General features: G+C 56.1%; 25 protein-coding genes and 1 tRNA gene. 14 read left to right on the plus strand and 12 right to left on the minus strand.

From position 1 onward, the window contains the following. Positions 1–76: 76 nt before the first annotated feature. Complete coding sequence (locus PSH90_RS08395) at positions 77–898, minus strand: cytochrome c (RefSeq protein WP_305383114.1); 822 nt, start codon at positions 896–898, stop codon at positions 77–79. 577 nt (positions 899–1,475) lie between these two features. Here PSH90_RS08395 and PSH90_RS08400 point away from each other — a divergent pair. The 3 genes from PSH90_RS08400 to PSH90_RS08410 all read left to right on the plus strand — a co-directional run bounded on the left by PSH90_RS08400 (position 1,476) and on the right by PSH90_RS08410 (position 5,671). Further along, positions 1,476–2,681, plus strand: coding sequence for an acetyl-CoA C-acetyltransferase (locus tag PSH90_RS08400; RefSeq protein ID WP_305382509.1), 1,206 nt, complete (start codon positions 1,476–1,478; stop codon positions 2,679–2,681). 24 nt (positions 2,682–2,705) lie between these two features. After that, positions 2,706–4,850 (plus strand): 3-hydroxyacyl-CoA dehydrogenase NAD-binding domain-containing protein, encoded by a 2,145-nt coding sequence (locus PSH90_RS08405; protein WP_305382512.1) that lies wholly within the window; start codon positions 2,706–2,708, stop codon positions 4,848–4,850. Positions 4,851–4,942: 92 nt separating this feature from the next. Beyond that, the gene (locus PSH90_RS08410; RefSeq protein WP_305382513.1) at positions 4,943–5,671 is read left to right on the plus strand and encodes an amidotransferase; all 729 of its coding nucleotides are present in this window, start codon (positions 4,943–4,945) and stop codon (positions 5,669–5,671) included. 69 nt (positions 5,672–5,740) lie between these two features. Here PSH90_RS08410 and PSH90_RS08415 read toward each other — a convergent pair whose 3' ends face one another. The 3 genes from PSH90_RS08415 to PSH90_RS08425 all read right to left on the minus strand — a co-directional run bounded on the left by PSH90_RS08415 (position 5,741) and on the right by PSH90_RS08425 (position 8,476). Further along, positions 5,741–6,712, minus strand: a complete 972-nt coding sequence (locus PSH90_RS08415) for a magnesium and cobalt transport protein CorA (RefSeq protein WP_041479369.1) — start codon at positions 6,710–6,712, stop codon at positions 5,741–5,743. A gap of 132 nt (positions 6,713–6,844) precedes the next feature. Further along, complete coding sequence (locus tag PSH90_RS08420; RefSeq protein ID WP_024012238.1) at positions 6,845–7,567, minus strand: 1-acylglycerol-3-phosphate O-acyltransferase; 723 nt, start codon at positions 7,565–7,567, stop codon at positions 6,845–6,847. A gap of 219 nt (positions 7,568–7,786) precedes the next feature. Beyond that, entirely contained in the window at positions 7,787–8,476 is a 690-nt protein-coding gene (locus tag PSH90_RS08425) for a crotonase/enoyl-CoA hydratase family protein (RefSeq protein ID WP_076566844.1), read from the minus strand. A 297-nt stretch (positions 8,477–8,773) separates the two neighbouring features. On the opposite strand from PSH90_RS08425, the gene PSH90_RS08430 reads away from it, so the two are divergent. From PSH90_RS08430 to PSH90_RS08455, 6 genes are all read left to right on the plus strand, one after another. Then, positions 8,774–8,863 (plus strand) — tRNA-Ser (locus PSH90_RS08430). Between the two features lie 431 nt (positions 8,864–9,294). Beyond that, a complete protein-coding gene (locus tag PSH90_RS08435; RefSeq protein WP_256811930.1) occupies positions 9,295–9,549 on the plus strand; it encodes a type II toxin-antitoxin system HicA family toxin in 255 nt (84 codons plus the stop codon). After that, on the plus strand, positions 9,546–9,878 hold the full coding sequence (locus tag PSH90_RS08440) for a type II toxin-antitoxin system HicB family antitoxin (RefSeq protein ID WP_256811932.1): 333 nt from the start codon (positions 9,546–9,548) through the stop codon (positions 9,876–9,878). Before PSH90_RS08435 ends, PSH90_RS08440 begins: the two co-directional genes overlap by 4 nt. Positions 9,879–10,014: 136 nt before the next feature. Continuing rightward, positions 10,015–10,446 (plus strand): LexA family transcriptional regulator, encoded by a 432-nt coding sequence (locus PSH90_RS08445; RefSeq protein ID WP_041479371.1) that lies wholly within the window; start codon positions 10,015–10,017, stop codon positions 10,444–10,446. Continuing rightward, positions 10,433–11,713 (plus strand): Y-family DNA polymerase, encoded by a 1,281-nt coding sequence (locus tag PSH90_RS08450; protein ID WP_305382514.1) that lies wholly within the window; start codon positions 10,433–10,435, stop codon positions 11,711–11,713. The genes PSH90_RS08445 and PSH90_RS08450 overlap by 14 nt, the downstream gene beginning before the upstream one ends. A gap of 68 nt (positions 11,714–11,781) precedes the next feature. Continuing rightward, complete coding sequence (locus tag PSH90_RS08455) at positions 11,782–12,102, plus strand: YbjQ family protein (protein ID WP_016773801.1); 321 nt, start codon at positions 11,782–11,784, stop codon at positions 12,100–12,102. 55 nt (positions 12,103–12,157) lie between these two features. Here the strand turns inward: PSH90_RS08455 and PSH90_RS08460 are convergent, their stop codons facing one another. Continuing rightward, positions 12,158–12,436 carry a hypothetical protein gene (locus PSH90_RS08460; protein WP_056784095.1) on the minus strand — a complete coding sequence of 93 codons (279 nt, stop codon included), beginning with the start codon at positions 12,434–12,436 and terminating at the stop codon, positions 12,158–12,160. A gap of 221 nt (positions 12,437–12,657) precedes the next feature. Between PSH90_RS08460 and PSH90_RS08465 the strand changes: the two genes are divergently transcribed. The 4 genes from PSH90_RS08465 (at position 12,658) to PSH90_RS08480 (ending at position 14,371) form a co-directional block, all read left to right on the plus strand. Further along, on the plus strand, positions 12,658–12,846 hold the full coding sequence (locus PSH90_RS08465; protein WP_024012286.1) for a hypothetical protein: 189 nt from the start codon (positions 12,658–12,660) through the stop codon (positions 12,844–12,846). A 312-nt stretch (positions 12,847–13,158) separates the two neighbouring features. Continuing rightward, complete coding sequence (locus tag PSH90_RS08470; RefSeq protein ID WP_252869068.1) at positions 13,159–13,530, plus strand: bacteriocin; 372 nt, start codon at positions 13,159–13,161, stop codon at positions 13,528–13,530. A gap of 135 nt (positions 13,531–13,665) precedes the next feature. Then, positions 13,666–14,085 carry a YMGG-like glycine zipper-containing protein gene (locus PSH90_RS08475; RefSeq protein WP_024012287.1) on the plus strand — a complete coding sequence of 140 codons (420 nt, stop codon included), beginning with the start codon at positions 13,666–13,668 and terminating at the stop codon, positions 14,083–14,085. A gap of 118 nt (positions 14,086–14,203) precedes the next feature. Next, positions 14,204–14,371 (plus strand): hypothetical protein, encoded by a 168-nt coding sequence (locus tag PSH90_RS08480; protein WP_016773805.1) that lies wholly within the window; start codon positions 14,204–14,206, stop codon positions 14,369–14,371. A 68-nt stretch (positions 14,372–14,439) separates the two neighbouring features. On the opposite strand, the gene PSH90_RS08485 is transcribed toward PSH90_RS08480, so the two are convergent. From PSH90_RS08485 to PSH90_RS27480, 5 genes are all read right to left on the minus strand, one after another. After that, positions 14,440–14,661, minus strand: coding sequence for a hypothetical protein (locus PSH90_RS08485; protein WP_305382516.1), 222 nt, complete (start codon positions 14,659–14,661; stop codon positions 14,440–14,442). Between the two features lie 877 nt (positions 14,662–15,538). After that, positions 15,539–15,952, minus strand: a complete 414-nt coding sequence (locus PSH90_RS08490) for a hypothetical protein (RefSeq protein WP_041479379.1) — start codon at positions 15,950–15,952, stop codon at positions 15,539–15,541. A 277-nt stretch (positions 15,953–16,229) separates the two neighbouring features. Beyond that, a complete protein-coding gene (locus PSH90_RS27475; RefSeq protein WP_370695117.1) occupies positions 16,230–16,508 on the minus strand; it encodes an Imm50 family immunity protein in 279 nt (92 codons plus the stop codon). Between the two features lie 138 nt (positions 16,509–16,646). Continuing rightward, a complete protein-coding gene (locus PSH90_RS08495; protein ID WP_081932527.1) occupies positions 16,647–17,033 on the minus strand; it encodes a hypothetical protein in 387 nt (128 codons plus the stop codon). Then, entirely contained in the window at positions 17,030–21,886 is a 4,857-nt protein-coding gene (locus PSH90_RS27480; protein ID WP_370695118.1) for an RHS repeat-associated core domain-containing protein, read from the minus strand. Before PSH90_RS27480 ends, PSH90_RS08495 begins: the two co-directional genes overlap by 4 nt. Before the next feature lie 239 nt (positions 21,887–22,125). Here PSH90_RS27480 and PSH90_RS08515 point away from each other — a divergent pair, with 239 nt between their 5' ends. Further along, positions 22,126–22,821 carry an HAD-IA family hydrolase gene (locus PSH90_RS08515; RefSeq protein ID WP_150635880.1) on the plus strand — a complete coding sequence of 232 codons (696 nt, stop codon included), beginning with the start codon at positions 22,126–22,128 and terminating at the stop codon, positions 22,819–22,821. A 62-nt stretch (positions 22,822–22,883) separates the two neighbouring features. Here PSH90_RS08515 and PSH90_RS08520 read toward each other — a convergent pair whose 3' ends face one another. After that, the gene (locus PSH90_RS08520) at positions 22,884–23,630 is read right to left on the minus strand and encodes a 3-oxoacyl-ACP reductase family protein (protein WP_150635878.1); all 747 of its coding nucleotides are present in this window, start codon (positions 23,628–23,630) and stop codon (positions 22,884–22,886) included. A gap of 577 nt (positions 23,631–24,207) precedes the next feature. After that, a complete protein-coding gene (locus PSH90_RS08525) occupies positions 24,208–25,110 on the minus strand; it encodes a hypothetical protein (RefSeq protein ID WP_305382518.1) in 903 nt (300 codons plus the stop codon). Between the last annotated feature and the right edge of the window lie 54 nt (positions 25,111–25,164).

A 25,164-nucleotide genomic window follows, 5' to 3' on the forward strand; every position in this document is an offset into this window, starting at 1 on the left:
AAGCGGTTCATCAGCCAGCCATCAGCGACTGACACTCCGCCTTCGCGAGCAGGCTCGCTCCAACAAGGGGACTGCATCAGGGTTTGGCTTTGCGGCCGGCCATGTGCTTGAGATAGCCCACCAGCATTTCCAGGTCTCCATCCGGCAACACCTGCGCGGAAAACCCCGGCATCTTCGCCTGCGGCCACTGACGCAAACTCTGGGGATCGCGGATGTAGCGCTTCAAGAAATCCGCCCCAAAATACTCGGTCGGGCTATACGGAATATTCAGATCCGGACCGAACTGCGCGTCTCCGGCACCATTCAACCGGTGACAGGCCAGGCAGTTTTTCTGAAACAGGGCAAAACCCTTGTTCACCGGATCATCGGCCTTCAAGGCAGGATCGGGCAGTAGGGCAGGGAAGCGTTGGGCCACTGGCGCCATCAGCTTGATACTGGCGACTTCGAACGGCCACTGTTCGGGGCTGATATTGCCGGCCTGCGGATCGGTCCAGACCAGATAGAACGGCCCGGCGCTGTGCTTGCCGGCTGACAGCGGTGGCCACGGCCGCGCCGGGTCCTCGATTGCCAGCCATGCTCGTGCGCCGTCCTTGTTCAGCAAGGGTGCAGCAGCCAGCTCTGCGGCAAAGCCATCCAGCGCCACCGCCTGCAAGTGATCCCCCGGCTTGACCCCCGTCAGCAATGCGGCCAGCGGCACGGCCTGATAGGTCATGTCCTTCTTGTAGGAAACATCATTGTTGATCGTGAGAGTTTGCAACTGAGGGTGTTTGAGCAGCTCTTCGGTCTGCCAGGTGCGGCTGTTTGCGCCCAACTGCAGATCCAGTTGTGCGGCAGCCAAGGGCAAGCTCAGTAGCAAGGCACCGAGCGCAATGAGGGTTTTCAAATGATCGCCGTCCATGTCGTGGTAGTGCGCAAAGGTTGGCACAACCGCGCTGGCCCGGGTAGCGGGCCAGTCACATTTTCAATGGCGACATACAGCACGCGACGTTTGAATCAGCCGATGACCTTGGTCAGATTCGGCAAGATCAACAACAGCGTCGTGGCGAAAAGAATAAGTCCTGCTTGACGTACTTTCGGTTGTTTGAACATGGCTTGACCGCCTTTATTGTTATTTCCTGATGCGTGCCTGACTGCATTTCCCTGACGGCACGCGGTGCACTTCCTGTTGAAGCACGCCCGTCTCGGCAAAACCCGACGACGATGGCGTACATGTTCACCTTAGAGCCCGCGTCACCCTTCGCTTAGATCCATTTCATATGGGGATCTTGAAAAAAGCTTTTAAAACGGCATGAGGCGTATTGCCAGCTTCTTTGCCGCCCGCTGGCTAGACAACTCGACGACCTGAACCGGTTCACCTGAGGTCCGATGACCGTCCGTCTGAGCGTGTGCGTCAAGCGCTTTGAGCAATGTGGTCATTGCTTGCCAGTCGGCGCAGGGCGAAAGTGAAGTGACAATAAATCAGGTTCGAGGACGTCATGACTGAAGCTTTGATTTTCGATGCGTTACGCACTCCGCGTGGCAGAGGCAAGGCCGATGGCGCGCTGCACAGCGTGAAGCCGGTCAACCTGGTGGCCGGTTTGCTGAGCGCTTTGCAGGCGCGCACCGCGCTGGATACCAGTCAGGTCGATGACGTCGTCCTCGGCTGCGTCACGCCGATCGGCGATCAAGGTTCGGACATCGCCAAGACGGCGGTGCAAGTGGCCGACTGGGACGTCAGCGTCGCCGGTGTGCAGATCAACCGTTTCTGCGCTTCGGGTCTGGAAGCGGTGAATCTTGGCGCGATGAAAGTGCGCTCAGGATTCGAGGATCTGGTGGTGGTCGGCGGCGTCGAGTCGATGTCGCGGGTGCCGATGGGCAGCGATGGCGGCGCCTGGGCACTGGACCCGCAGACCAACCTGCACAGCCATTTCACCCCGCAAGGCGTCGGCGCCGATCTGATCGCCACCCTCGAAGGCTTCAGCCGGCAGGATGTCGATGCCTACGCACTGCACTCCCAGCAAAAAGCCGCACGAGCGCGGGCCGACGGCTCGTTCAACAAGTCGCTGGTGCCGGTGCAGGATCAGAACGGCATCATCCTGCTTGACCACGATGAGTTCATCCGCGCCGAGTCTACCCTCGAGGGCCTGGGCAAGCTCAAGCCGAGTTTCGAAATGATCGGGCAAATGGGCTTTGACGCCACGGCGTTGCGGGTCTACAGCCATGTCGAGCGGATCAACCATGTGCACACGCCGGGCAACAGTTCCGGAATTGTCGACGGTGCGGCGCTGATGCTCATCGGCTCCGAAGCCAAGGGCCGCGCGTTGGGGCTGCAGCCTCGTGCGCGTATCGTCGCCACGGCCGTCACCAGCACAGATCCGACCATCATGCTCACCGGCCCAGCGCCGGCGACTCGCAAAGCGCTGGCCAAGGCCGGACTGCGGGTGGAGGACATCGATCTGTTCGAGGTCAACGAAGCGTTTGCTTCGGTGGTGTTGAAATTCATCAAGGACATGGCCGTCGATCCCGGCAAGGTCAACGTCAACGGCGGCTCGATCGCGATGGGTCACCCGCTGGGCGCCACCGGTTGCGCGATCCTCGGCACCCTGCTTGATGAACTGGAAGCGCGGCATCTGCGCTACGGCCTGGCGACGCTATGTGTCGGCGGCGGCATGGGCATTGCCACCATCATCGAACGCCTCTGAGCCCCGACTTCAAGGAACCCTGTTATGAGCGAAGCCATTCGTTACGAAAAAGGCCAGGACGGTATCGTCGTGCTGACCATGGACATGCCGGGCCTGAGCGCCAACACAATGAACGCCGTGTACCGCGAGGCCATGGCCGCTTGCGTTACCCGCTTGCTGGGAGAGAAAGACAGCATTGCCGGAGTGATCATCACCTCCGCGAAGAAAACCTTTTTTGCCGGCGGCGACCTCAATGAATTGATCAAGGTCGGCAAACCCGAAGCCAAAGCTTTCTACGACATGGTGCTGACCCTCAAGGCGCAATTGCGCAGCCTGGAAACCCTCGGCAAACCGGTGGTCGCGGCGATCAACGGCGCTGCGTTGGGCGGCGGCTGGGAGATCTGTCTGGCCTGTCACCATCGCATCGCTGTGGATGATGCCTCGGTGCAACTCGGTTTGCCGGAGGTGACGCTGGGCCTGTTGCCGGGCGGCGGCGGGGTGGTGCGCATGGTGCGCATGCTCGGTATCGAAAAAGCCCTGCCGTACTTGCTTGAAGGCAAGAAGGTGCGCCCGCAACAGGCGTTGCAGGCCGGGCTGATTGATGAACTGGCAGCGAATCGCGATGAGCTGCTGGCCAAGGCGCGCGCGTGGATTCTCGCCAATCCGACGGCAGTGCAGCGCTGGGACGTGAAGGGCTACCAGATTCCTGGCGGCACGCCATCGAGCCCGAAAGTGGCGCAGATGCTGGCGATTGCGCCGTCGATCCTGCGCGCGAAAACTCAAGGCACCCTGCCGGCGCCGGAGAAGATTCTATGCGCGGCGGTGGAGGGCGCTCAGGTCGATTTCGACACCGCGCACCTGATCGAAACCCGCTACTTCACCGAGCTGACGACCGGGCAGATTTCGAAAAACCTGATCGGCACGTTCTGGTTCCAGTTGAACGAAATCAACGCCGGCGGTTCCAGACCGCAAGGTTTTGCGCCCTATAAAACCCGGAAAGTCGGCGTGCTCGGCGCCGGAATGATGGGCGCGGGCATCGCGTTTGTCAGCGCCTCGGCCGGTATCGAAGTCGTCCTGAAGGACATCAATCTCGCTGCTGCCGAGAAAGGTAAGGCGCATTCCGCGGCGCTGCTGGATAAAAAAGTTGCCCGTGGCCAGCTGACTGTCGAACAGCGCGAGGCGGTGCTGGCGCGCATCGTTGCGAGCGAAAGCGATGGCGATCTGGCCGGTTGCGATCTGATCATCGAAGCGGTGTTCGAGGATCGCCAGCTCAAGGCCAAGGTATCTGCCGCCGCGCAACAGGTGGTGGGTGGCGACGCTGTCATCGCCTCCAACACATCGACCCTGCCGATCACCGGCCTGGCGACGGCCGTGCCCGATCAAAGCAAATTCATCGGCCTGCATTTCTTCAGTCCGGTGGAAAAAATGCCGCTGGTGGAAATCATCAAGGGCGCGCAGACCAGCGACGAAACTCTCGCTCGCGGTTTCGACTTCGTTCTGCAAATCAAGAAAACTCCGATCGTGGTCAATGACAGTCGCGGCTTCTTCACCTCGCGGGTTTTCGGCACGTTCACCAACGAGGGCATCGCCATGCTCGGCGAGGGTGTCAGTGCGCCGATGATCGAGACCGAAGCGCGCAAGGCCGGGATGCCGGTCGGGCCGCTGGCCATCTCCGATGAAGTTTCCCTCAGCCTGATGAGCCATATCCGTCAGCAGACGGCCAAGGACCTACAGGCTGAAGGCAAACCGCTGATTGAGCACCCGGCCTTCGCCGTGATTGACTTGATGCTCAATGAATTCAAGCGACCGGGCAAAGCTGGCGGAGGCGGTTTTTATGAGTATCCAGCGGGCTCGCAGAAGCAGTTGTGGGCGGAGCTGAAAACGCGCTTCGAGAAGGCCGACGGACAGATCTCTGCGAAGGATGTGCGTGATCGGCTGTTGTTTGTGCAGGCCATCGAAACCGTGCGTTGCGTGGAGGAGGGCGTGCTCACCTCGACGGCGGATGCCAACGTCGGTTCTATCTTCGGCATCGGTTTCGCCGCGTGGACCGGCGGGGCGCTGCAGTTCATCAACCAGTATGGCCTGGAGGACTTCATCGCCCGCGCGCAGTATCTGGCCGAGCAATACGGCGAGCGCTTTACGCCTCCAGCGCTGCTGCTGGACAAAGCGGCGAAAGGTGAAATGTTCTAGGGCCAGCGAGCATTTCGGGGCTTGCCTTGGCCACGTGTTTCAAGGCAGGCTCTGGGGTGTTCATTATTCCCATCACGTGTCAGGTATTTTTTATGTCGCTGCGCATCTGCATTCTCGAAACCGACATCCTGCGGCCCGAATTGATTGACCAATATCAGGGCTATGGGCAGATGTTCCAGCGCCTGTTCTCGCAGCAACCGATCGCCGCTGATTTCACTGTCTATAACGTGGTGAAAGGGGATTACCCAAGTGACGACGAGACTTTCGATGCGTACCTGGTCACTGGCAGCAAGGCCGATTCGTTCGGCACGGATCCGTGGATCCAGACCCTCAAGACCTACCTTTTGAACCGCTACGAACGCGGCGACAAATTGCTCGGCGTGTGCTTCGGCCATCAATTGCTGGCGCTACTGCTTGGTGGCAAGAGTGAGCGTGCGTCCCAAGGCTGGGGCGTCGGCACTCACAGCTATCAGCTGGCAGCTAAGGCGCCGTGGATGAGCCCGGTGCGCGAAGAGCTGACACTGCTGATCAGTCATCAGGATCAGGTAACCGAGCTTCCGGAAAACGCCACGGTCATCGCCTCCAGCGATTTCTGCCCGTTCGCGGCGTATCACATCAACGATCAAGTGCTGTGCTTCCAGGGTCACCCGGAATTCATTCACGATTACTCGCGGGCGCTGCTCGATCTGCGCCAGGAAGCTCTGGGCTCGCAGATTTACAGCAAAGGCATGGCCAGCCTTGAGCAGGAACATCATGGCGCTACGGTTGCGGAGTGGATGATGCGGTTCGTGGCGCACAAGCCAGAAGCTGCTCAACACTAAAAGTCCCTGCTCCCACAATCCCTGTGGGAGCGAGCCTGCTCGCGAATCTCCGGGGCAACGCGGTCCCGGCTACAGCCACCCGGACCGCTTGAAACTCGCCCACAAACTCACACACCCCACCGCAATAAACCCCAGCACTGCAAAATAACCGTAGTGCCAGGTCAACTCGGGCATGTTCTGGAAATTCATCCCGTAGATCCCTGCTACCGCAGTCGGGAACGCCAGAATCGCCGCCCACGCTGCAAACTTGCGCTGCACCACGCTCTGCCGTGATGCCTCAAGCAGCACGCCAATCTCGATGGTCTGGCTGGCAATGTCCGCCAGCGTGGTCAGGTCTTCCATCTGCCGCGTTACGTGAATCTGCACATCGCGAAAGTACGGGCGCATGTTCTTGTCGATGAACGGGAAACTGAGCTTTTGCAGCTCCTCGCCGATCTCCACCATCGGTGCCGCGTACCGACGCAAGCGCACCACATCGCGGCGCAGACCGTGCAGCTTCTGGATGTCGCGCTCGTTGAGGGCGCTGCACAGCACGTTGCGCTCCAGCTCATCGATCTCGGCGTGGATCGCTTCGCCCACCGGCTGATAGTTTTCGATGACGAAATCGAGCAGCGCATAGAGGACGAAATCCTCTCCGTGCTCGAGCAACAGCGGACGTGCTTCACAGCGTTGACGCACATAGGCGTACGACGCGGAATGGCCGTTGCGTGCGGTAATGATGTAGCCCCTGCCGGCGAAGATATGCGTTTCGATGAATTGCAAAACGCCGTTTTCGCGAACCGGTGAGTAGGTGACGATAAACAGAGCGTCACCAAAGGTTTCCAGTTTTGGTCGGCTGTGTTTTTCCAGCGCGTCTTCGATGGCCAGTTCATGCAGGTTGAACTGTCGTTGCAGGTTGGATAATTCCTGTGCGTCCGGTTCTTCCAGACCGATCCAGACGAAGTGGCCGGGTTTGGCGGCCCAGGCAGCACCTTCGTCCAGCGAAATATTGGAGACTTTCTTACCCTCGCTGTACACCGCAGCAGCAACAACTCGACCCATGGTGGTGATTCACTTCTTCTTGGCAGATGGCAGGGAAACTAGGCTTCAGCTTAGCCGTGTCGCTGCTTGAGAGTCAGTGAAACTTCTACAGTTCACCCGGCAAAAGAAAACCCGCACGGGGCGGGTTTGGTTTCACGCGGCTTGCAGTTGCCGATCCATCGATTCGATGCACTCGCGCATCTGCTCGCGGCATCGCTCGATCAGCATGGGCATGTCGTCCATGGTCAATCCGACTGTAGGAATCGCCGGCAAGGAACGTATGAGAACGTTGCCACTGCGCCAGCGATTCAGGCGCATGTGCTTTATATAGCTGCTCACGCACACCGGAACGATCGGCACGCCGGCAGCAATCGCCATCTGGAACGCGCCTTTCTTGAACGGCAATAGATCTTCACCGAGGTTGCGGGTGCCCTCCGGAAACACCCAGATCGAGGTGTCTTCGTTCTGCAAGGTGTGGGTCGTCGTCAGCATCGACTGCCGCGCCTTGTGCGCATTGCCACGGTCGATCAACACATTGCCGGCCAGCCAGAACAACTGGCCGAACAACGGCACCCACTTCAGGCTCTTCTTGCCGATACAAACGGTGCGACGAGGGACGACATTGCCGAACACGAACAGATCGTAGTTGGACTGATGGTTGGCAATGATTACGCAACTGTCGGGCTTGTTCATCAAGCCGTTGACCTCGGACCTGACCCGCAAACGCAAGATACACATCGCCGGCAAAGCGTAGAGGCGGGCGCAGAGTCGGCTGTTGTCCGGGTTGAACGGGCGGCACAATCCAAGGATCACGCCCAGCACGCCGGCCAGAATAAAGTGCAGGCCCATCAACAACATACGAAACACAAACAGCATTTTTGCAGGCCCACCGGGACAAAAGGTGGCGCAGTGTACGGATGTGCACTGTTTTCGGCAATTGCCGCTATAGAGTCCGGAGATGGCCGATGTTTAAGCGCATGTTTCAGCATTGCCTGTCAGGCGCGTCCTAGAGCTTTCAGCGAATCTTCAACGCTGAACGTAAGAAAAAGCCCGACCAAGGTCGGGCTATTCTCTTACCGGCAGATTTTGGACGAGTCAGCCCAGATGTTGCTGATCCTGCAGGATCGCGTCGTCGAGGGTTTCCAGCAGTTGCTTGCGCACTTTGAGCTTGGTGTTCTTGTGCGCCAGCATGTTGATCTTCTTCAACTGACGCGCGGCAGCCAGCGCGGCGCCCTGCAATTCTTCGGCAGTGACGACTTTGTCGAGGAAGCCTGCATCAACGGCACTTTGCGGATCGAACATCTCGCCATTGATTACCGAGCGATGGAAAGCCGAACGCCGCAAGCGGTCGCGTGCCAGCTCGATACCGGCATGGTGCATGGTCATGCCGATCTGCACTTCGTTCAGACCGATGCTGAACGGGCCGTCGACACCGATGCGGTAATCGGCGGACAACAGCAGGAAAGCACCCTTGGCCACGGCGTGCCCCGGGCAAGCAACGATCACCGGGAACGGGTGAGAGAGCAGGCGGCGCGCCAAGGTCGAACCGGCTGTCACCAGCGCAACGGCCTCTTTCGGGCCGGCCGTCATCACCTTCAGGTCATAACCACCCGAAAGAATCCCCGGCTGCCCGGTAATGATCACCACGGCGCGATCCGCCACCGCCTGATCCAGCGCCGCATTAAACGCCGCAATCACGTCCGGAGAAATCGCGTTGACCTTGCCATTGTTCAGGGTCAGGGTCGCGATACCGTCTTCGAGGTGGTAGGCAATCAACTCGCTCATGACGCTATTCCTTATTAGAAAGATGGGCAGACGTTACCCACCGCCGCAGGCCAGGTAAAGCGCCGTGACTGACCTGCCAGTCACCGTTTTGCGCTTCGGCCAGCGCTGCGCGCGTGTTGCCTGCTATAAAAGGAAGCGCACGGTTTACCCAAGATTGGCGGGTTTGCCATCGTCCGCTCTGGCTGAACGCAGCGGCCTCTCTTAAGCGCATGAAAATTCTGAAAAAAAGTTTGCCATCGGAAAAGCTTTCGACTACATTAGCGCGCCTCGACAGACAGAACATGTCTGCAGAGATACGGTGAAGTGTCCGAGTGGCTTAAGGAGCACGCCTGGAAAGTGTGTATACAGGAAACTGTATCGAGAGTTCGAATCTCTCCTTCACCGCCAAATTTGAAACGACAAAACCCCTGAAAACTTAGAGTTTTCAGGGGTTTTGCGTTTCTGAAAGCCCAAAAAGTGAATATCAAAAATAACCCGACTCAGTGTCGGTTTGTTTGTGCCTTGGATGGATGCGCCAAGCGCACAGCTCCCTTGAGCCCTTCACCTTTTCTCGCCAAGAATATCCGCGCTGATATAGCGGTGTCCCAATTCTGGTACTCGGAAAAGAGCACTGCCTGCTGGAAACGGAAAAGTCGCTCTTCCTCACACAACTCGCAGAATTCGCCTACAACCGCGCGTTGAGTCTCTCGTTATCCTGATGCAGTACCAGTCTGCAGCGATCCCATCAGGAAATACGTTTTCCGCAGAAAGCAGGCTTTCTCCTCGTAATTGCGGTTTGACCCAGTTGCCCTATTATCGCGGTATCATGATCTAATACCATGAACAACAAACAGCTCGGCACGCTTAAAGCTATTTTTTCAAGGCCGGTCCCAAATAACTTGGAGTGGGTTCGTATGGAATCCCTCTTCGGCGCAGTAGGCGCCCAGACCATCGAAGGCAGCGGCTCTAGAGTGCGTTTTGAATTGAACGGTGTGGTCGTGACGTTTCACCGGCCCCACCCAGACAAAGAAGCGAAGCCCTATCAGGTGCGTGACGCTCGGGCTTTCCTTGAGCAAGCAGGAGTCATCCCGTGAATGTAATGAACTACAACGGCTATGCCGCCCGGATTGAATACAGCGACGAAGACGGCCTCTTTGTCGGCCACATCGCCGGTATCAAGGACGTCGTTGGATTCCATGGAGAGTCGGTGGCAGAACTGCGAAACGCGTTTCAGGAGGCCGTGACTGATTATCTCGAAACCTGCGCCAGGCTCGGTCGCGAACCGCAGAAACCCTATTCGGGAAATCTGAGCCTGCGTTTGGCACCAGCGCTGCATGCGACTGTCGCTGTAAAGGCGCAGCTTGCTCACAAGAGCATCAATCAATGGGTTGCAGACGTGCTCGATCGTGAAGTCCACGCGTAGCCGCGAAACCCAATTTCGGCAGCAGTTGTACAAAACCCTGTCACCCGTCGAAATCTCCTACACGCCTCATTGACCCCCCGAACCGTCCCGAGTTTACTGTATGCGCATACAGTAAACTCACTATCAGGTTCGTATCATGAGCGTCACCATCCTCGGCCCTTTGTCAGGCGCGGGCGAACAGCTTGCGCTGTATTCGTTTCGGATTCCCGCCGGTTTTCCTTCGCCGGCGGCTGATCACATTGAAAAGCACATCTCTCTGGACGAGGTTTTTGATATTCGTGCGCCGCACGTTTATCTGGCGAAGATCGAAGGCGAGAGCATGCAGGACGCCGGGATATTTTGCGGTGATCTGGTGATTGTTGATCGCAGCCTGAATGCCGAGCACGGCGATATCGTCATCGCCGGTCTCAACTCCGAACCTGTCTGTAAGCGCCTGCACATGCGCGATAACACGATCATTCTTCTTTCGGCCAACAGCAAATACCCGCCTCGCTACGTGATGGAAGGGGATGAGCTGGTGATCTGGGGTGTGGTGACTTACAGCGTGCGCGACCATGGCAAATCGTGAGCAGGTCTTCGCGCTGATCGATTGCAACAGCTTCTATGCCAGCTGTGAGCGAGTGTTCCGGCCCGATCTGGCGAAGACGCCGATTGTCGTGCTGAGCAATAACGATGGCTGCGTGATCGCGCGCAGCTACGATGCCAAACCTTTTGTGAAAATGGGCGCGCCGTATTTTCAGATTCGCGATGATCTTCGCCGTCATGGCATCGAGGTGTTCAGCAGTAATTACGCGTTGTACGGCGACATGAGCGAACGGGTGATGACGATCATCGAGTCCATGGTGCCGGCGGTCGAGGTTTACAGCATCGATGAGGCGTTCGCCGATCTCAGCGGCATTCCTGGGGACCTGACAGGTTTTGGCCGAACCATTCGCTCTGCTGTTTATAAGCGCACCGGCATCCCGGTCGGCATCGGCATCGCCCCCACGAAAACGCTGGCCAAGCTCGCCAACCACACTGCGAAGCGCCTACAGGCGCACACCGGCGGCGTGGTCGACATCTGCGATCCGTCCAAACGCGACTGGGTGCTGCGCAATACCGATGTCGGTGAAGTGTGGGGCGTCGGACGGCGGATGAAAGCTCATCTGGAAAGCATGCAAATCAGAAGTGCGATGGACCTGGCGAAGGCCGATCCGTGGACACTGCGGCGCAAGTTCAGCGTGGTGATCGAGAAGACCGCGCGCGAACTGGGTGGCACATCCTGTCTGGAACTGTCGGAAACAGAACCGCCGAAGCAGGAAATCTGCAGCAGCCGCATGTTCGGCAACCGTTTGACTACCATCGAGCCGATCAAGGAAGCCGTTGCTACTTATGTGCATCGAGCGGCGGAAAAGCTGCGTGCGCAGAGTTCGCTGTGCAAAAAGATCCGCGTGAGTATCCGCACCGGCATGTTCAATCCGGAAGAGGCGAAGTACGCCAATGGCGCGCTGATCGAGTTGCCTTATCCGACCAATGATGTGCGATTGCTGAGCAAGGTGGCGAGCGAGGCGGTTGATCGATTGTTCCGGCCGGGCTTCAAGTACAGCAAGGCTGAAGTGTTATTGATGGATCTTCGGCAGCCCGGAGAGTTTACCGAAGACTTGTTTGCCCAGTCGCAACCGCAGACGGCGGAGAAGGTGATGGGGGTGCTGGACCAGATCAATCAGCGCTGGGGGCATGGAACGTTGCGAGCGGGGAGTGTGCCGGCGGATCCGGCCTGGGGCATGCGGCGGGAGATGATGAGTTCGAGTTTTACGACGAAGCTGGATCAATTGTGGGTCGTTAAATCCAATTGAGGCACGGGCCAGATCTGGTGCCGCGCTACAATCGCCGCCTTCACTTTTGCAGTAAAAGGACGACTTTCATGATCATTTCCACCACTCATTCCGTCGAGGGGCGGCAGATCACGGCCTATCTGGACATCGTCAGCGCCGAGTCTGTGCAGGGCGTCAACGTGATCCGCGATATGTTCGCCGGCATGCGCGACTTCTTTGGCGGGCGGTCGCAGACGTTGGAGCGGGCTCTTAAAGAAGCACGCATTCAGGCCACCGACGAACTGAAAGATCGAGCGCGGGCATTGCAGGCTGATGCTGTGGTTGGCGTGGACTTCGAGATCAGCATGCCGGCAGGCAAGGGCGGCATGGTCGTGGTGTTCGTCACCGGAACTGCGGTCAAGCTGCGCTGATCATTGTGTTCAAGGCAAAGTCCACTCGCACAACGAATGGGCTTTTTCGCGTCAATCAGCCTTGTGGCTTGAGCAACACAGCGCCTCTTGAGTCATAGGTCAGCGGTGTATCGATGGCAACGAGGGGCGGCGTCCCGTCAGGCTGCGCCGATGGTGCGGGCTCGCTGGGATGGTAGACGACGCCCGGTTGCAGAAGCGGTTTGTCTGGGTATTTGATGGTGATTTCACCCGAGGCGATCTTTTCCTTGAGTTTTTCCGCACCGGCCTTGCCGGCAGCGATCTGCTCGTCCGTGAGTTTTACGACTGGCATGTTCGGGAATCCATTGATCTGCATGATCTCTCCTTGAGATTCATTTGTAGGAGTAAGGGCAGCGGCCGTTCGATGGAAATCTTTAGCGAATGATCGTTCACGACGCTTTTTTCCATTCGTCGGTGATCAGTCTTTCTGAACGGCAAGTCCAGTAGTGACCAGCTAGTCTCAAAAGCGCTGAGGGGCGATATTTTCCAGGCAAAACTGTTTTGTCGGTGTCGACCCAGTTGCGTAGGGGAGAGTCTATGTCAGGTCCATTTATCGAAGATGATGGCGCAGAGTTTTCATTCAACAATTGTGTGCGCTGCGGTCAGTCGGAGTATCAGTCGGGGTTTGGCGAGGATCCGGTGAGCATCGGCAAAATCAAATCCACAGCCCCCAAAGGGCCGAAAGCGAAATTCCTACCCAAGGTCACGGCAAGGACCAGAAAGTGATTTCATCCTGCACCCCGTCACTGAACGGGGTTTTTTATGTGCGCAAGAATAGGGGTTTGAAATCTCTGGCAAGCATTGACATTAATGTCGGTTTTTTTTCACAAACTTTTCACGTTGGCCAACGTAGTGTGAAGCCATCCGTTAGAAAGCAAGTCTCCAGCCCGTCTCCCCAGCGGGCTTTTTTTTGCCCGGCATAAAACCTTTTCCCTGATCGCGGTCCAAACGACGCTGTCGCCTGCGTCTGGACTTTCCTGGGCCGAGCGCATTAAATCCCGCTCCTTTTCGTCATCCCGTTTATTTGAGGTTTTCGTCATGCGTTTAACACTGCCTGCTCTGGTTCTTGGCCTTCTGGTTGCTCAAGGTGCGATGGCTGCCGGTGATGGCACCGCTGCGCTGGGCGGTGGCCTGGGTGGCGCGCTGGGTAACGTGGTCGGTCAGAAAATGGGCGGCAGCACCGGTGCCGCCATTGGCGCTGGCGTCGCGGGCGCAGCAGGCAGTGCCGTCGCCGCACGCAAGGGCAGCCGCACCAAAGCGGCGATCGGCGGCGGTGTCGGTGCAGCCGGCGGTTCGGTGATCGGCAACAGCCTGGGCGGCCGCAACGGCGCCACCATCGGTGCAGGTCTGGGCGGCGCGGCCGGCGGCGCAGTCGGCAGCAACCTGGGCAAAGGTCACAGGCGCCACTGAGACTGATGGCCTGTCAGAAAAAGCCCGACTCGATGTCGGGCTTTTTCATGGCTGAACGTTTCGTCCGAAATCATCTCCAATCTGCATACGCCCCGCTTGGGCGGACTGTCCCGATTCGGGAACTGCGAGGTTCATATGCGATTGTCATTATCTGCACTGTTTTTTGGCTTGGTCGTGGCGCAGGGCGCGATGGCGGCCGGAGACGGCACCGCTGCCGTAGGCGGTGGTCTCGGCGGTGCGCTGGGTAATGTGGTTGGCGGACAACTTGGCGGCAGTACGGGCGCAGCGGTCGGCGCAGGTGTTGGCGGCGCGGCCGGCAGTGCCGTCGGCGCGAACAAACGCAACCGCACCGAAGCCGCGATTGGCGGCGGTCTTGGCGCAGCAGGCGGCTCGGTCGTCGGCAACAGCCTCGGCGGCTCCACCGGCTCCGCCATTGGCGCAGGCCTGGGCGGCGCAGCAGGCGGCGCGGTAGGTAACAATCTTGGCGACGACGACGGCGGATCTCATTCCGGCGGTCACAAGCACAAGAACAAACACAAAAATAAACATCGCTGATTGATCAACGAAAACCCGGCCTGGCGCCGGGTTTTTTGTGTCTGGCCGTCAGGCAGAGGAACGATTGGCGGCAGGGCTTTTCGAAAGTGATACATCCCACACGCTCAAGAGGTGCGCCATGACTCCTGAAACTGAAGGCAAAGAAGAGAAAGGCCCGAGTGGATTGCCATTTATCAATGATCCGGGGAATGAAGATCCCGGGTCGCTGATGGACGATGCTACGGTGCCGTTGAATGATGCGGATGAGGCGGATATGGAGTATGAGGAGGATGGGGATGAGCAGTGAGGTGGGGTTGAGGTTTTGAATGATGGTTTAAGGGCCTGACTCCGCAGGCCCTACAGAAAATCTGTTCCTCAGAATGAGACGTCGATTCTTTGTGCTCTGATTTTTACAAACTGACCATTGAGGTGCGGAAAATCGAAGTGGATATCTTGATCCGCAAATTCGACGAACGACTTGAGCGTATCGCCTTCTAAGCGCCCGTAAATCTCGCATGAGAAACCATTGTCAATCATCTTGACACGTGTTTCGCTGCCATCACATTTTGAGATGTCTATTTCGTCCGGCAGCACCATTTCGAACTCGGCTGAGTAGGTCTCACCTACTTCGATTACTGACGGGCAGTGGCCTGCGAAGCATCTCACAGTCACACCGTTGATGCTGAGTAGGACCATTTCTTCGATGATTGGGTCGATCTCTACAATATGCGCGGGTATTTCTTAGTCATCTGCGAGCCATGCTCTCGTTTTCTTTCAGAGGATTGAGGTGATCAGTGAAGTTTTTTATGAGTTGGACTTTGCCATAATGGCCTGAGTCAGCAGGCGCTTAAGTCTCGTTTTCAGAGGTTTTCCGGCGGGTCGATTAATTCATAGAGGTCATCGGAGGGCGATATTTTTTTGATTCTGCCTGAGTCTATATAAGACTTGAACTCGCTCTCAAGAAAATTTATGTCAGTGTATTTTTTGTACTCTTCAGGTCTGTCGGTGGCGTACATTTAAAGGCGCCACTCATCAAAACCATCGATCCTGTTATTCGAACCGTAATCGAAATCCACTGATTCAGTGGGAAAATGAATAGCACAGCCTATGCCGTGTAGTTCATATTCAACGCCATCGATGACTTCTCCGCAACTTTCTATTTTGCCGCTCCCCAAAGTCTTAGGATGTTTCGAGTGCCAAATTTTTCTTGTAATAGCGTTGTTCCTTCTTCAACTTTGCTGAGGAAGTCTTTGATCAAGTCTTCGAGATGTATCATATTGTTACTCATGTTTTTCTATTGTCATCCAGTCGATCGATATCGAGTCTTTTTAGGCTGACATGTTTCATTCACTCTTGTCTCAAAAATGGTTTCCCAATATTTCTAATGATTTTTACGTTGTGAATTTTGGTGTTTGTCTCACAAGCAGGTGCGGAAGTCAGGTTGATTTTATGTGTTTTGGTCTATTCGTTTTTTTCAGTTGGACCATATATACAAGTTGCTAATTAAGGAAATTTTCTTGATTTTTTTTAGATCTATGTATTCGGCGAATTCTTTTTCGATTATTTTTTTGTCGCAGTATTTTCTATATTTAGATGGTCTTTCACAAGCAAAGAAGTATAAGCGGCAAATATCAAACCCATTGATTTCACCATTAGGCCCATAGTCAAAATCTACAGTTCCTGTCGATAGATTAATGCGGCAGCCAATGCCGTGCAGTTCATATTTAACGCCTCGAGTGACTCTCCCGCGACGCTTTATCGCCTTGGTATGCCAAAGTCTTCGAATGTCCCGAGTGCCAAATTTTTTTTCAAATATAAGCGTGCTTGTCTCTACCATAGAAATAAAGTCATGTATCAGGGTATCCAAAGTTTGATCTTGGTCACTCATTTTTTTCTCCGGTTTTGCGAAATATTTAGTCCAATGATTTGGCTGGCTGGCTGGCTGGCTGGATTGCATTTTTATTGTTTAAAAATTGCTGAGTGCTCTTTGGGGTGGTAGTGATTTTCAGCCTTGGTGATATTGCTTTTGGTCTTGCAGGCGCTGCGCGAGGAGTGTTTGATGCGTGATGTTTAGAAAAGTGACTCTGTTAAGTAGATGCTAGGTTCTCTTAATCTCAATGATGATGTAATGAATTTTATCTCGAAATTCTCTGATGCAACGCAAACTAAGTGCCTGCTCTCAATAGTTTGAATGGATAATTGAAATTTTTCCCGAAGCTTGTAACTTCACTGCACGTTATCCCTATGCGGCAAGCATTGTATTCTATGGATTCCCACTTCTTCGGAGGCGTGTCTGGAATTTCTCTGATGTCAAATGCCAGAGTCAGTGTTGAAAGATTATTGTCTATGTTTAGAATGAAGAGCTTAATCTCTCCGATAGGTATATTTCGGCTGAAGACCATATTGAAGAATTTTCTGCCATTTATCTCATTCCAGTATTTCATGTGTTTCTTTTACTCTGTCGATCTATTTCTAGAAAACGTCTTCATGTAGTGTTGGTTAATGCTCGGCCTGCGTTTTTCTAAATATTCACATGGGCGCCATTTGTCCATTCTGTCGTCGCGAGATATGTCTTTCTTCCCCTAAGTCCCTATCCACTGTAAGAAAAATTCCCTCTGTAATTCTGGCGAGTTTGTTAGGTTTTCATTTTCGTAGTCAAATATCGACACTACGTCTTTTAGTGATGGTTCTGCTCCATTTGTCAATTCATAAGCTTTTAATCCAAGAGACATTTGTGATGATAAGCTCGAGGGGTGAACATTTAGCTTTGAGCCTTTGCAAAAGAAAGTTACTAGAGGGTTGTCCTTTCGGACCAAACCGAAACAATGATAAAAATTTTTGCCGGCGTATGTTTTTGGCGATAAACCGTCCAGGTTTAGAGTTATGCTTATTTTCTCGCTGTCGCAAATCAGAACTACATCTTTGATTGCATATTCTTTTTCTACGATAATTTTGAATTCCGAAATCATTTGTCAATTTTCCTATATGGATTCGGGATGGAGTAACCAAAGTCACGCCCATCATCAATAATTATCGTGGCGCCTAGAATATCTTCGTTTTTGATGATTTTTGGGGCGGCGAATTCCTGTTCTCGGGAAAATTTGTATCGGTTTCCTAATTCTTGCTTCAAATCATAGCCATTGACTCTCTTCAAAGTATAAAGAAACCCGGTTTTTGTAAAAAAGCTGGTAGCAAACTCTTTTCCCACGTCTCGAGAGGGGGAGGTGCTGATAAAGCCGCTTGGAGGAAAATCGCTATCAATGGAGTGGAGGAATAAGTCCTCACTGTCTCCCTTGCTTTTGAATCCGTTCACAAAAACATCGGACGGGTCTCTTGAATCTCCTCGGTACAGATATTCCTGCTTTTTCTTAGGCGCTGGTGCATCAGGCTCCCCCTCATCAACCTTAACCCTATCACTCGCCCCCGGCACCTCACACCTAGTCTTATTCGGCGGAGGGCAGTTGGACGTCAACCCCAACGGATCCACCCACCCCGTCGGATTCGGCACGTACTGGTACTGATTCAACCCACCCGCCAGCTTCACCGGGTCCGGCGTTAAATACCGTCCAAGCCTTGGGTCGTAATACCGATGCCGGTTGTAATGCAGCCCACTTTCAACATCGAAATACTGCCCCTGAAAGCGCAGCGGTTGATCCAGGTAGTCTTCGCCGGCGAGGGTGACGGCGGCGACTTTGCCGTAGGCGTCGTATTGCGCGGACCAGACGATTTCGCCGCTGTAGTCGGTGAGTTCCTGCGGAGTACCGAGGTGGTCGAGTTGGTAGTAGAACGGGCAGGCTTTTTTCGGGCCTTTGCCATCGAGCATCGCCAGTGGGCGGAAGGTGCCGGGTTCGTAGAGGAAGCTGCGGTATTGCGTGGCGCTGCTTTCGGCGACGAGGTGTTCGCCTTGCCAGAAGAATTCGGTGACGGCGCCGTCGATTGTTTTGCGGATGCGGCGACCGAAGGCGTCGTATTGATAAGTGGCGGTCTGGCCGTCGGGGCGGGTCAGGCCGATCAGGCGGTGCTGGCAGTCGTAGCGGTATTCGGTGACCAGGGTCTGGCCGTGGCCTCGGCGTTCGCGGATCAGGTTGCCGAAGGCGTCGTAGTCGTAATGGCGGTCGCCTTGCATCAGCAGGCGGTTGCCCTTGATCTGCGCGGGACCGGGGCGGTCCTGCATCAGCAGGTTGCCCGCCGGGTCGTGGGCGAAGGATTCGGGCAGTTCGTCGCGCGAATGACGTACGCGGATCAACCGGTCGAGGGCGTCGTAGCCGTAGGTGCGCTGGCCGTGGCGGCTGTCGGCGATGTGCTCGAGATTGCCGTTGGCGCTGTAGGCATAATCGCGGCGGTACAGCGAGGCGTGGCGATGGCCTACAGCGTGGGCGAGCAAGCGGCCCTGATCGTCGTAGGAGTATTCGCTGAGCAGCAAACCTTGCTGGCGTTGCTGTTCGCGACCGGACTGGTAGACGTGGCGCGTGAGCGGCGTGCCATTAAGGTCGATGGCCGACAGCGCACCGCCCTTGGCGTAGTGGTAATCGAGCTTGCTGTTGTCCGGCAGGCGCAGGCGCTTGAGCTGACCGCAGGCGTCATAGGCGTAGCGCAAGGTGCCCCAGCCCTGATGCTCGGTGATCAGCCGGTCCTGACGGTCGTACTCGAAGGCCAGCGGATGGTTTTGCCCGTCATCGACGCCGATCAACCGACCGAGGCGATCGTAGTCGTAGCGGATCTTGGCGCCATCGGGCAGGGTTTTGACCCGCAAGCGCCCGGCCTTATCGCGCTGGTAGTGGGTGACCAGCGATAACCCCTGCTCGCCAAACTCGGTCTTCTCCAGCAGGTGCCCGTTGAGGTCGTAGGCATACGCCGTGCGCCGCCCATCAAACCCGGTTTCCTGTCGGATCAATCCGGTCGGCGTGTAATCCAGTCGGTATTTTTCGCCCGATTCGTTTTCAATTTCGGTCAGCAACAGCCGCGCATGGTCATAGCGGTACTGCACGCGGGTGCCGTCGGGGTTGATCCGCCGCGAGACCAGATGCAGGTCGTCGTCATATTCGTAGCGGGTGATGCGCCCGAGCTCGTCGCGCTCAGCGGTGATCTGGCCGTAGGCGCCGTAGCTGTAGGCGCGCGTGCTTCCCGTAGGAGAAGTCGTCAGGATCAGTCGGCCGGCCGCGTCCCACTGCTGACGACTGACAACACCAAATTCGTCATGGGTGGTAATCCGCCGTCCCAGCGCATCGTAGGAAAAGCGCCGCACGCCGCCATCGGGCAGGGTTTCTTCGATGAGCTGGCCGAGCTCGTTCCACACCCAACGGTGGCGGCTGCTGTCCGGATAACGCAGCGACAGCAATTGCCCGCGCAGGTTGTAGTAGTAATGGGTGACCTGGCCGTGGGGATCGACCGCTTCGGTAACGGCGCCTTCAGCGTTGCGCCGGTAGATCCACACCGCATCACCACGGCAACGCTTGTAGAGAAAACCGTTGCGGTACTCGTAGGATGTTGGTGCATCGTCCGGCGGAATCAGCGCGATCAGCCGTCCGATTTCGTCATAGCGGTATTCGGTAACCGCGCCCAATGCATCCTGCTCGGCGATCAAGCGGCCCTGCTGGTCATAAGCCTTGAGCTGCTCGCCGCCATCGGCCGCGACCTGGCGCACCAGCCGTGCGCGCTCGTCGTGGACGTAGACTTCTTCGGTGCCGTCGACGTAATGCACGGTCACGCTGGCGTCGTCATCGTTCCAGACGTAACGGGTGTTCATCTGCGAGAACGACGCCCAGTGCCTCACGCAGCGCGCCGCTTTGCCCTCGCGCTGCCACTCCCAGAAGAAGCTCGCGCCGCCGGTCAGCTGGCGCTGGAGGATGACGTGATGGTCGTCGTAGTCGTAGCGTTCGCTGTCGCCGACCGCGTTGGTCGCGGTCAGCAGGCGTTGCCGGGCATCGAAGCTGTAGGTGGCGAGGGTTTGCTCGGTGGTCCACTCGCCTTGGACGAACACCTGATAATCGATCGCCACCAGTTGCGCGCGGTCATAACGCAACAGCAGGGCGCGGCCGGCGCCGTTGTCCAGACGCTGAATGCGGTCGGAGCGATCGCGTTGCAGGGTCAGACGATTGCCGTAGACGTCGCTGATCGCCGTCAGCCGGCCGGCGCGAAAGTGGTAGAACCGCGCGCTGTCGCCGGCCAGAGCCAGAATCAGTTCTTCCGGTTCCTCGCCGAGAAAGATCGCCGCCCGCGACAGGCTGTTGTGAATCGCTGGACGCGCGACGTTGGGCAGGGGAAACCGAGTGCGGCGGTTTTCGTGGTCGATCCAGATCACGCCATCGCCGTCGAAGGCCAGCCGATGCGCGAGCGTATGGCTCCAGCCGAAACCCAGGCCGATGTCGATCTCGACCGCGCTGCTGCGGTACAAGCGGGTGAACTCGAAGGGCAGCACGCCATCGAGCACCGCGTCGGTCAGGGTCAGCAGTTCCTCGCCGGTGACCATCGACACCGGGCAGCCGTTTTTGCAGGTATTGGGGACGCAGTCGGCGGCGTCGCCGTTGGGGTTTTTCGCTTGATCGGGGACGTCGTCGTGGGGCTCGTGGCGCTCAAGGCGCGCCATGCCCTGGGATTTTTCCCGCGCGAGCGGCGCCGGATTCGGCACGCGGAGCACCACCGCGTCGGCCTGACGAATGTTCAGCGGAATCGATGGCGTCGGCTTCAGCTCCACTTCGCGCGCATGAAACATCAGCGGCTTCAGCGTGCTCGCGTGCTGTTTGAGTTCCGGTGTCGAAGTCAGCTCAGCCAGACGCAAGGCTGAGGCGGCCAGCCACTCTCGCGCCCGTGGCGACTTGACTTTCGCCAGGACCTTGCTGCTCAAACGCAGCGATACGCCGGCACCGCCCGCCACGCGCATCAACAGGAAGCTGATCAGCAACTCGGTGCGAACTTCGGCCACCACCTCGGCGAGGTATTGCGGCGGCAGCATCTTCAGCCAACTGGTGAACGCGGCCAGATGAATGAACAACAACGGCTCGTCGCTGAGCATCAACAAGGCGTTGGCGATCGCTTCGTTTGAAGCAGCAAGCAGCGCCTCGAGTTCGACTTCGCTCAGATATTCGAGGAGCTTTGCGCTGTGTTCCTGGAGGTCGGCGAGGAGGGCAAACAGCTGCTGAATGTCATCCCAGACGCCATTCAGGGCTTTTTCCAGGCCGCGCCAATCGGCCCGCTGCAACTGCCCGTAACGATCAAGAAAACCGGCGCTGGAAAACTCCGTCCACTGCGGCTGGAAGCCTGTCCATTCGCTGCGCAGCCAGCCTTCAAGGCCGGCAATGACCCCTTCATATGAGGCATACAGGGCGCGGACATGGGCGGAGGAAACGTTGGGAAAGAAGGTGACGCGATAGCGCTGGCCGCGCATGCAATCGGTCACCTCGAGGATCCCGCTCGGGCCAATGGTGTAGCGCTTTGGTTCGCCGAAGGTCAGCACGCCGTCGACGTCGCTGAGCAGCGGTTCGAGGGTCACCGGGGTGTCGCCGATCGGTACGAAGCGCGCTGCTTCAAACAGATGCACCAGGGTCAGCGGTCCGCTGGCCGAACACATGACCACCGATGAACTGACAGGTGCGCGCGAAGTGATCGGCGCGCTCAGTTGTACGTCATTGCCAACCTTGAACACCTGCTCGATGTCCAGCGCCGTCCCCGTCCAGAATTGCTCGGCCCAGGCGTCGTAGTTGTTCAGGCACAGGCGGAACTCGTCGATCAGCGCTTCAAAATCTGGCTGCTTCGGATTCAGGGCGGCCACCACCAGCAGTCCGATGCTGTTGTTCAGGGCCAGGAGCTGATCGGGTTGAAACATTCGCAGTCGCTCGCGCATATGAAGAAACGGGAGCGCGGACTTTGCGGGGGATCAAAAAGGAAAGAAGTCGGGGAAGTAGGCAGTGTCTGTAGGAGTTTTCGCTAAATGCGAAAAGGCGTCGATGGCATTGCCCGTTGCTCAATGTCCATCGGCCTCGCTATGCTGCTGAACCCATTAATCAGATCCGCGTTGCGGCACGTTGCCTGTCGCCCGGGATGTCTTTGTTAACGGATCCGATGATGAATGCACCGCTGAAGACGTTCGGCCCGATCAAGGCCGTGATTTTCGATATGGACGGTTTGCTGCTCGACACCGAGGGCATTTACACCGAGGTCACCTCGCTGATTGCCGGGCGCTACGGGAAAACCTTCGACTGGAGCGTCAAGCAGAACATCATTGGTCGCGGTGCCAATGATCTGGCCAACTACGTGGTGCAGGCGTTGGAGTTACCGATCACTCCGGAAGAATTTCTGCAGATCCGCGAGCCGCTGATGCGCGAGCGTTTCCCCAAGGCGCAAGCGATGCCGGGGGCCGAAGCGCTGGTGCGTCACCTCAAGGCGCACAACATCCCGATCGCAGTCGGCACCAGTTCGTCGCGCCAGTCGTTCGGGCAGAAAACCACCTTGCACCGCGAGTGGTTTGCGCTGTTCGATTTCATCGTCACGGCGGACGATCCGGAAGTCGGCGCGGCCAAACCGGCGCCGGATATTTTCCTCACCGCTGCCAGGCGTCTGGGCATCGCGCCCGGGGATTGTCTGGTATTCGAGGATTCGCCGTTCGGCGTCACCGCCGCGAAAGCGGCAGGCATGACCGCAATCGCCATCCCCGACGCAGCGATGGCCGATGAGAAATATGCCCACGCTGACGGCATTATTCGTTCGCTGAAAGCATTTATGCCCAGCGCCTTTGGCTTACCGATGCTGGAGCTGGCTTGACCGTTCACACGAAAACGCCGCCCTTCCTGTAAAGAAGGGCGGCGTTTTTTCTTGCCGGTCTGTCAGGCGCCGAAACCACCGTCGATGGTCAGGCTGGCACCGGTGATGTAACCGGCTTCAGGCCCGGCCAGGTAGGCGACGAAGCTGGCGATTTCATCGGCGGTGCCGTAACGACCGACGGCCATCAGCGGGATCAGGCTGTCGGCGAATTCGCCATGGGCCGGGTTCATGTCGGTGTCGACCGGGCCAGGTTGCACGTTGTTGATGGTGATGCCGCGAGGGCCGAGGTCGCGGGCTAGGCCTTTGGTCAGGCCGACCAGTGCCGATTTGCTCATCGCGTAGACACCGCCACCGCCGAAGGGCATGCGGTCGGCGTTGGTGCTGCCGATGTTGATGATCCGCGAGCCTTCGCCCATGTGTTTCGCTGCTTCCTGGGACGCAATGAACACGCTGCGCACGTTGATGGCCAAGGTCTGATCGAAGTCTTCGAGTTTGAAGTCTTCCAGCGGCGCGATGGCCAGTACGCCGGCGTTGTTGACCAGAATGTCCAGGCGTCCAAACGCTTCGACGGTGGCGTTGACGGCGTGGCGAATCGCGCTGGCATCGGCGCTGTCTGCCTTGATCGCCAAGGCTTTGCCGCCGTTGCCAGTGATGCTGTTCTGCAGTTCTTCAGCTTTGGCGGCGGAGCTGACGTAGGTGAAAGCGACAGCGGCGCCTTCAGCGGCCAGACGTTTGACGATGGCCGCGCCGATGCCGCGCGAACCGCCTTGAATCAGAGCGACCTTGCCGCTGAGGTGTTGAGTGGTCATGTTCGATCTCCAAGTGTTCAAGGCGGAATGCCTTGGTGTTGGTGCCGAGTATCGGCCTGGCATCGACAACCGGCATCGTCATTCATCAGATTTTAAATTCCACCCTAATGAAAACAGTAGGTTATGCAGGTGTGTTCATTAGAAAATACAGTGAAAATTCATCAAAACTTAAATTTAGTTTTAACATGCCGTTATAAAACAAAATAGGCTTTTGAAAGGAGCAGGGTAGGACGCATGACGGAAAGGGATCCATCAGGTAGGAGTGGTTTTTGGAGACGCTAACGAATGCACAGTAAAAATTTGGTGGCTTCAGATGTCGCTAGATCTACGTGTAGTGATACTTCCGCATCTTTTTGGTGTGAGTTTTGGGCGGTATGGGGCGCTTTGCAAAAGGTTTCTTAATTCATAAATCGTTGTGGCCTCATACAAATGCTGAGTATCGCCATTACAGAGAGTCAGTGTGCAAGAAGGTTTAAGTTTATGTCGTTCAACTAAAAGTCTGACTTTGCCTCGGTGGTAACCTATGATGTCACCAATCTGTTGAATCGATAAGTGATTAATTAAGTGAGTTTCTGCTTCATGAATTTGGGTCGCTGATAGAAATTTTTTTTCCATCGAATATTTTAGGCGTGATTAAGTTTGACAGAAGAAAGCGACGATGAAAAAGCGTTACAGCAATACCTAGCTTGTTCGCGGCTTCAGCTGGTGTAATGTTATAAAGCTCATCTGTTGAGGATGAGGCGTGTAATAGCGGTTTCCGATATAAAAGAGCCTTTCGCAACTTTTCCAATTTGACGAATATTTCTTCTCGGTGATAAAAATCAATCAGAGAAATGTCGCTGACATGATTGATTTCAAGTTCCTGAATCAGACGCCGTGTTTTATGAGTGCTTAACCCTAGAAAAAATGCGATTTCGCTAGTTAAGATGTATAGTTTTCTAAAGACATTCACCGATTTTTTAGTAATTAGTATTAAGTTTTTAGGTCCAGGGTTTTGTTCGCTTTTGATTGCTACTAAGATGCCAGATTTTATTAACTTTGCTGCGGCATCGGTTGTACATTTAAGCAATGTGCAAGCTTCACGAATGCTGTAGTTTTTGAGTTCAATAAGCTTTGCGTTTTTGTTGAATTGTGATATGCGAGAGGTTATCTGATCGACAATTTGGCATAGTGGAGTGCATGATTTGTAGTGCCTACTGTACGGTGATTTGTTTTTGTCGTACTCAAAATTTCTCTGTATAAAATCATTTTTCCATAGCCACTCGCTATTTCCTCCTATCAGGTAATGGAGCTCCTTCAATGAAAACTCCACCTGTGAGCAGCAGCTGTCATTTGTGCATTGGCGGCGTGGATTTATATATAGCTCCTCCGTAAGCGCATTATCTGCATAGCTTCTTAATACGGCATGGCTTTTAACCCAGGGCGCAAGATGCATTGGTTTAGTAAAGTTGGGGTGTTCGCTGGACTGATAGCTAATCATGCTCTTTGCATGTTTAAATATAGTTGGTAATAATTTGTGCGTAGGGGGGGTGTG

It is taken from the genome of Pseudomonas sp. FP1762 (assembly GCF_030687105.1).
In the GTDB taxonomy this organism is placed as follows: Bacteria; Pseudomonadota; Gammaproteobacteria; order Pseudomonadales; family Pseudomonadaceae; genus Aquipseudomonas; species Aquipseudomonas siliginis.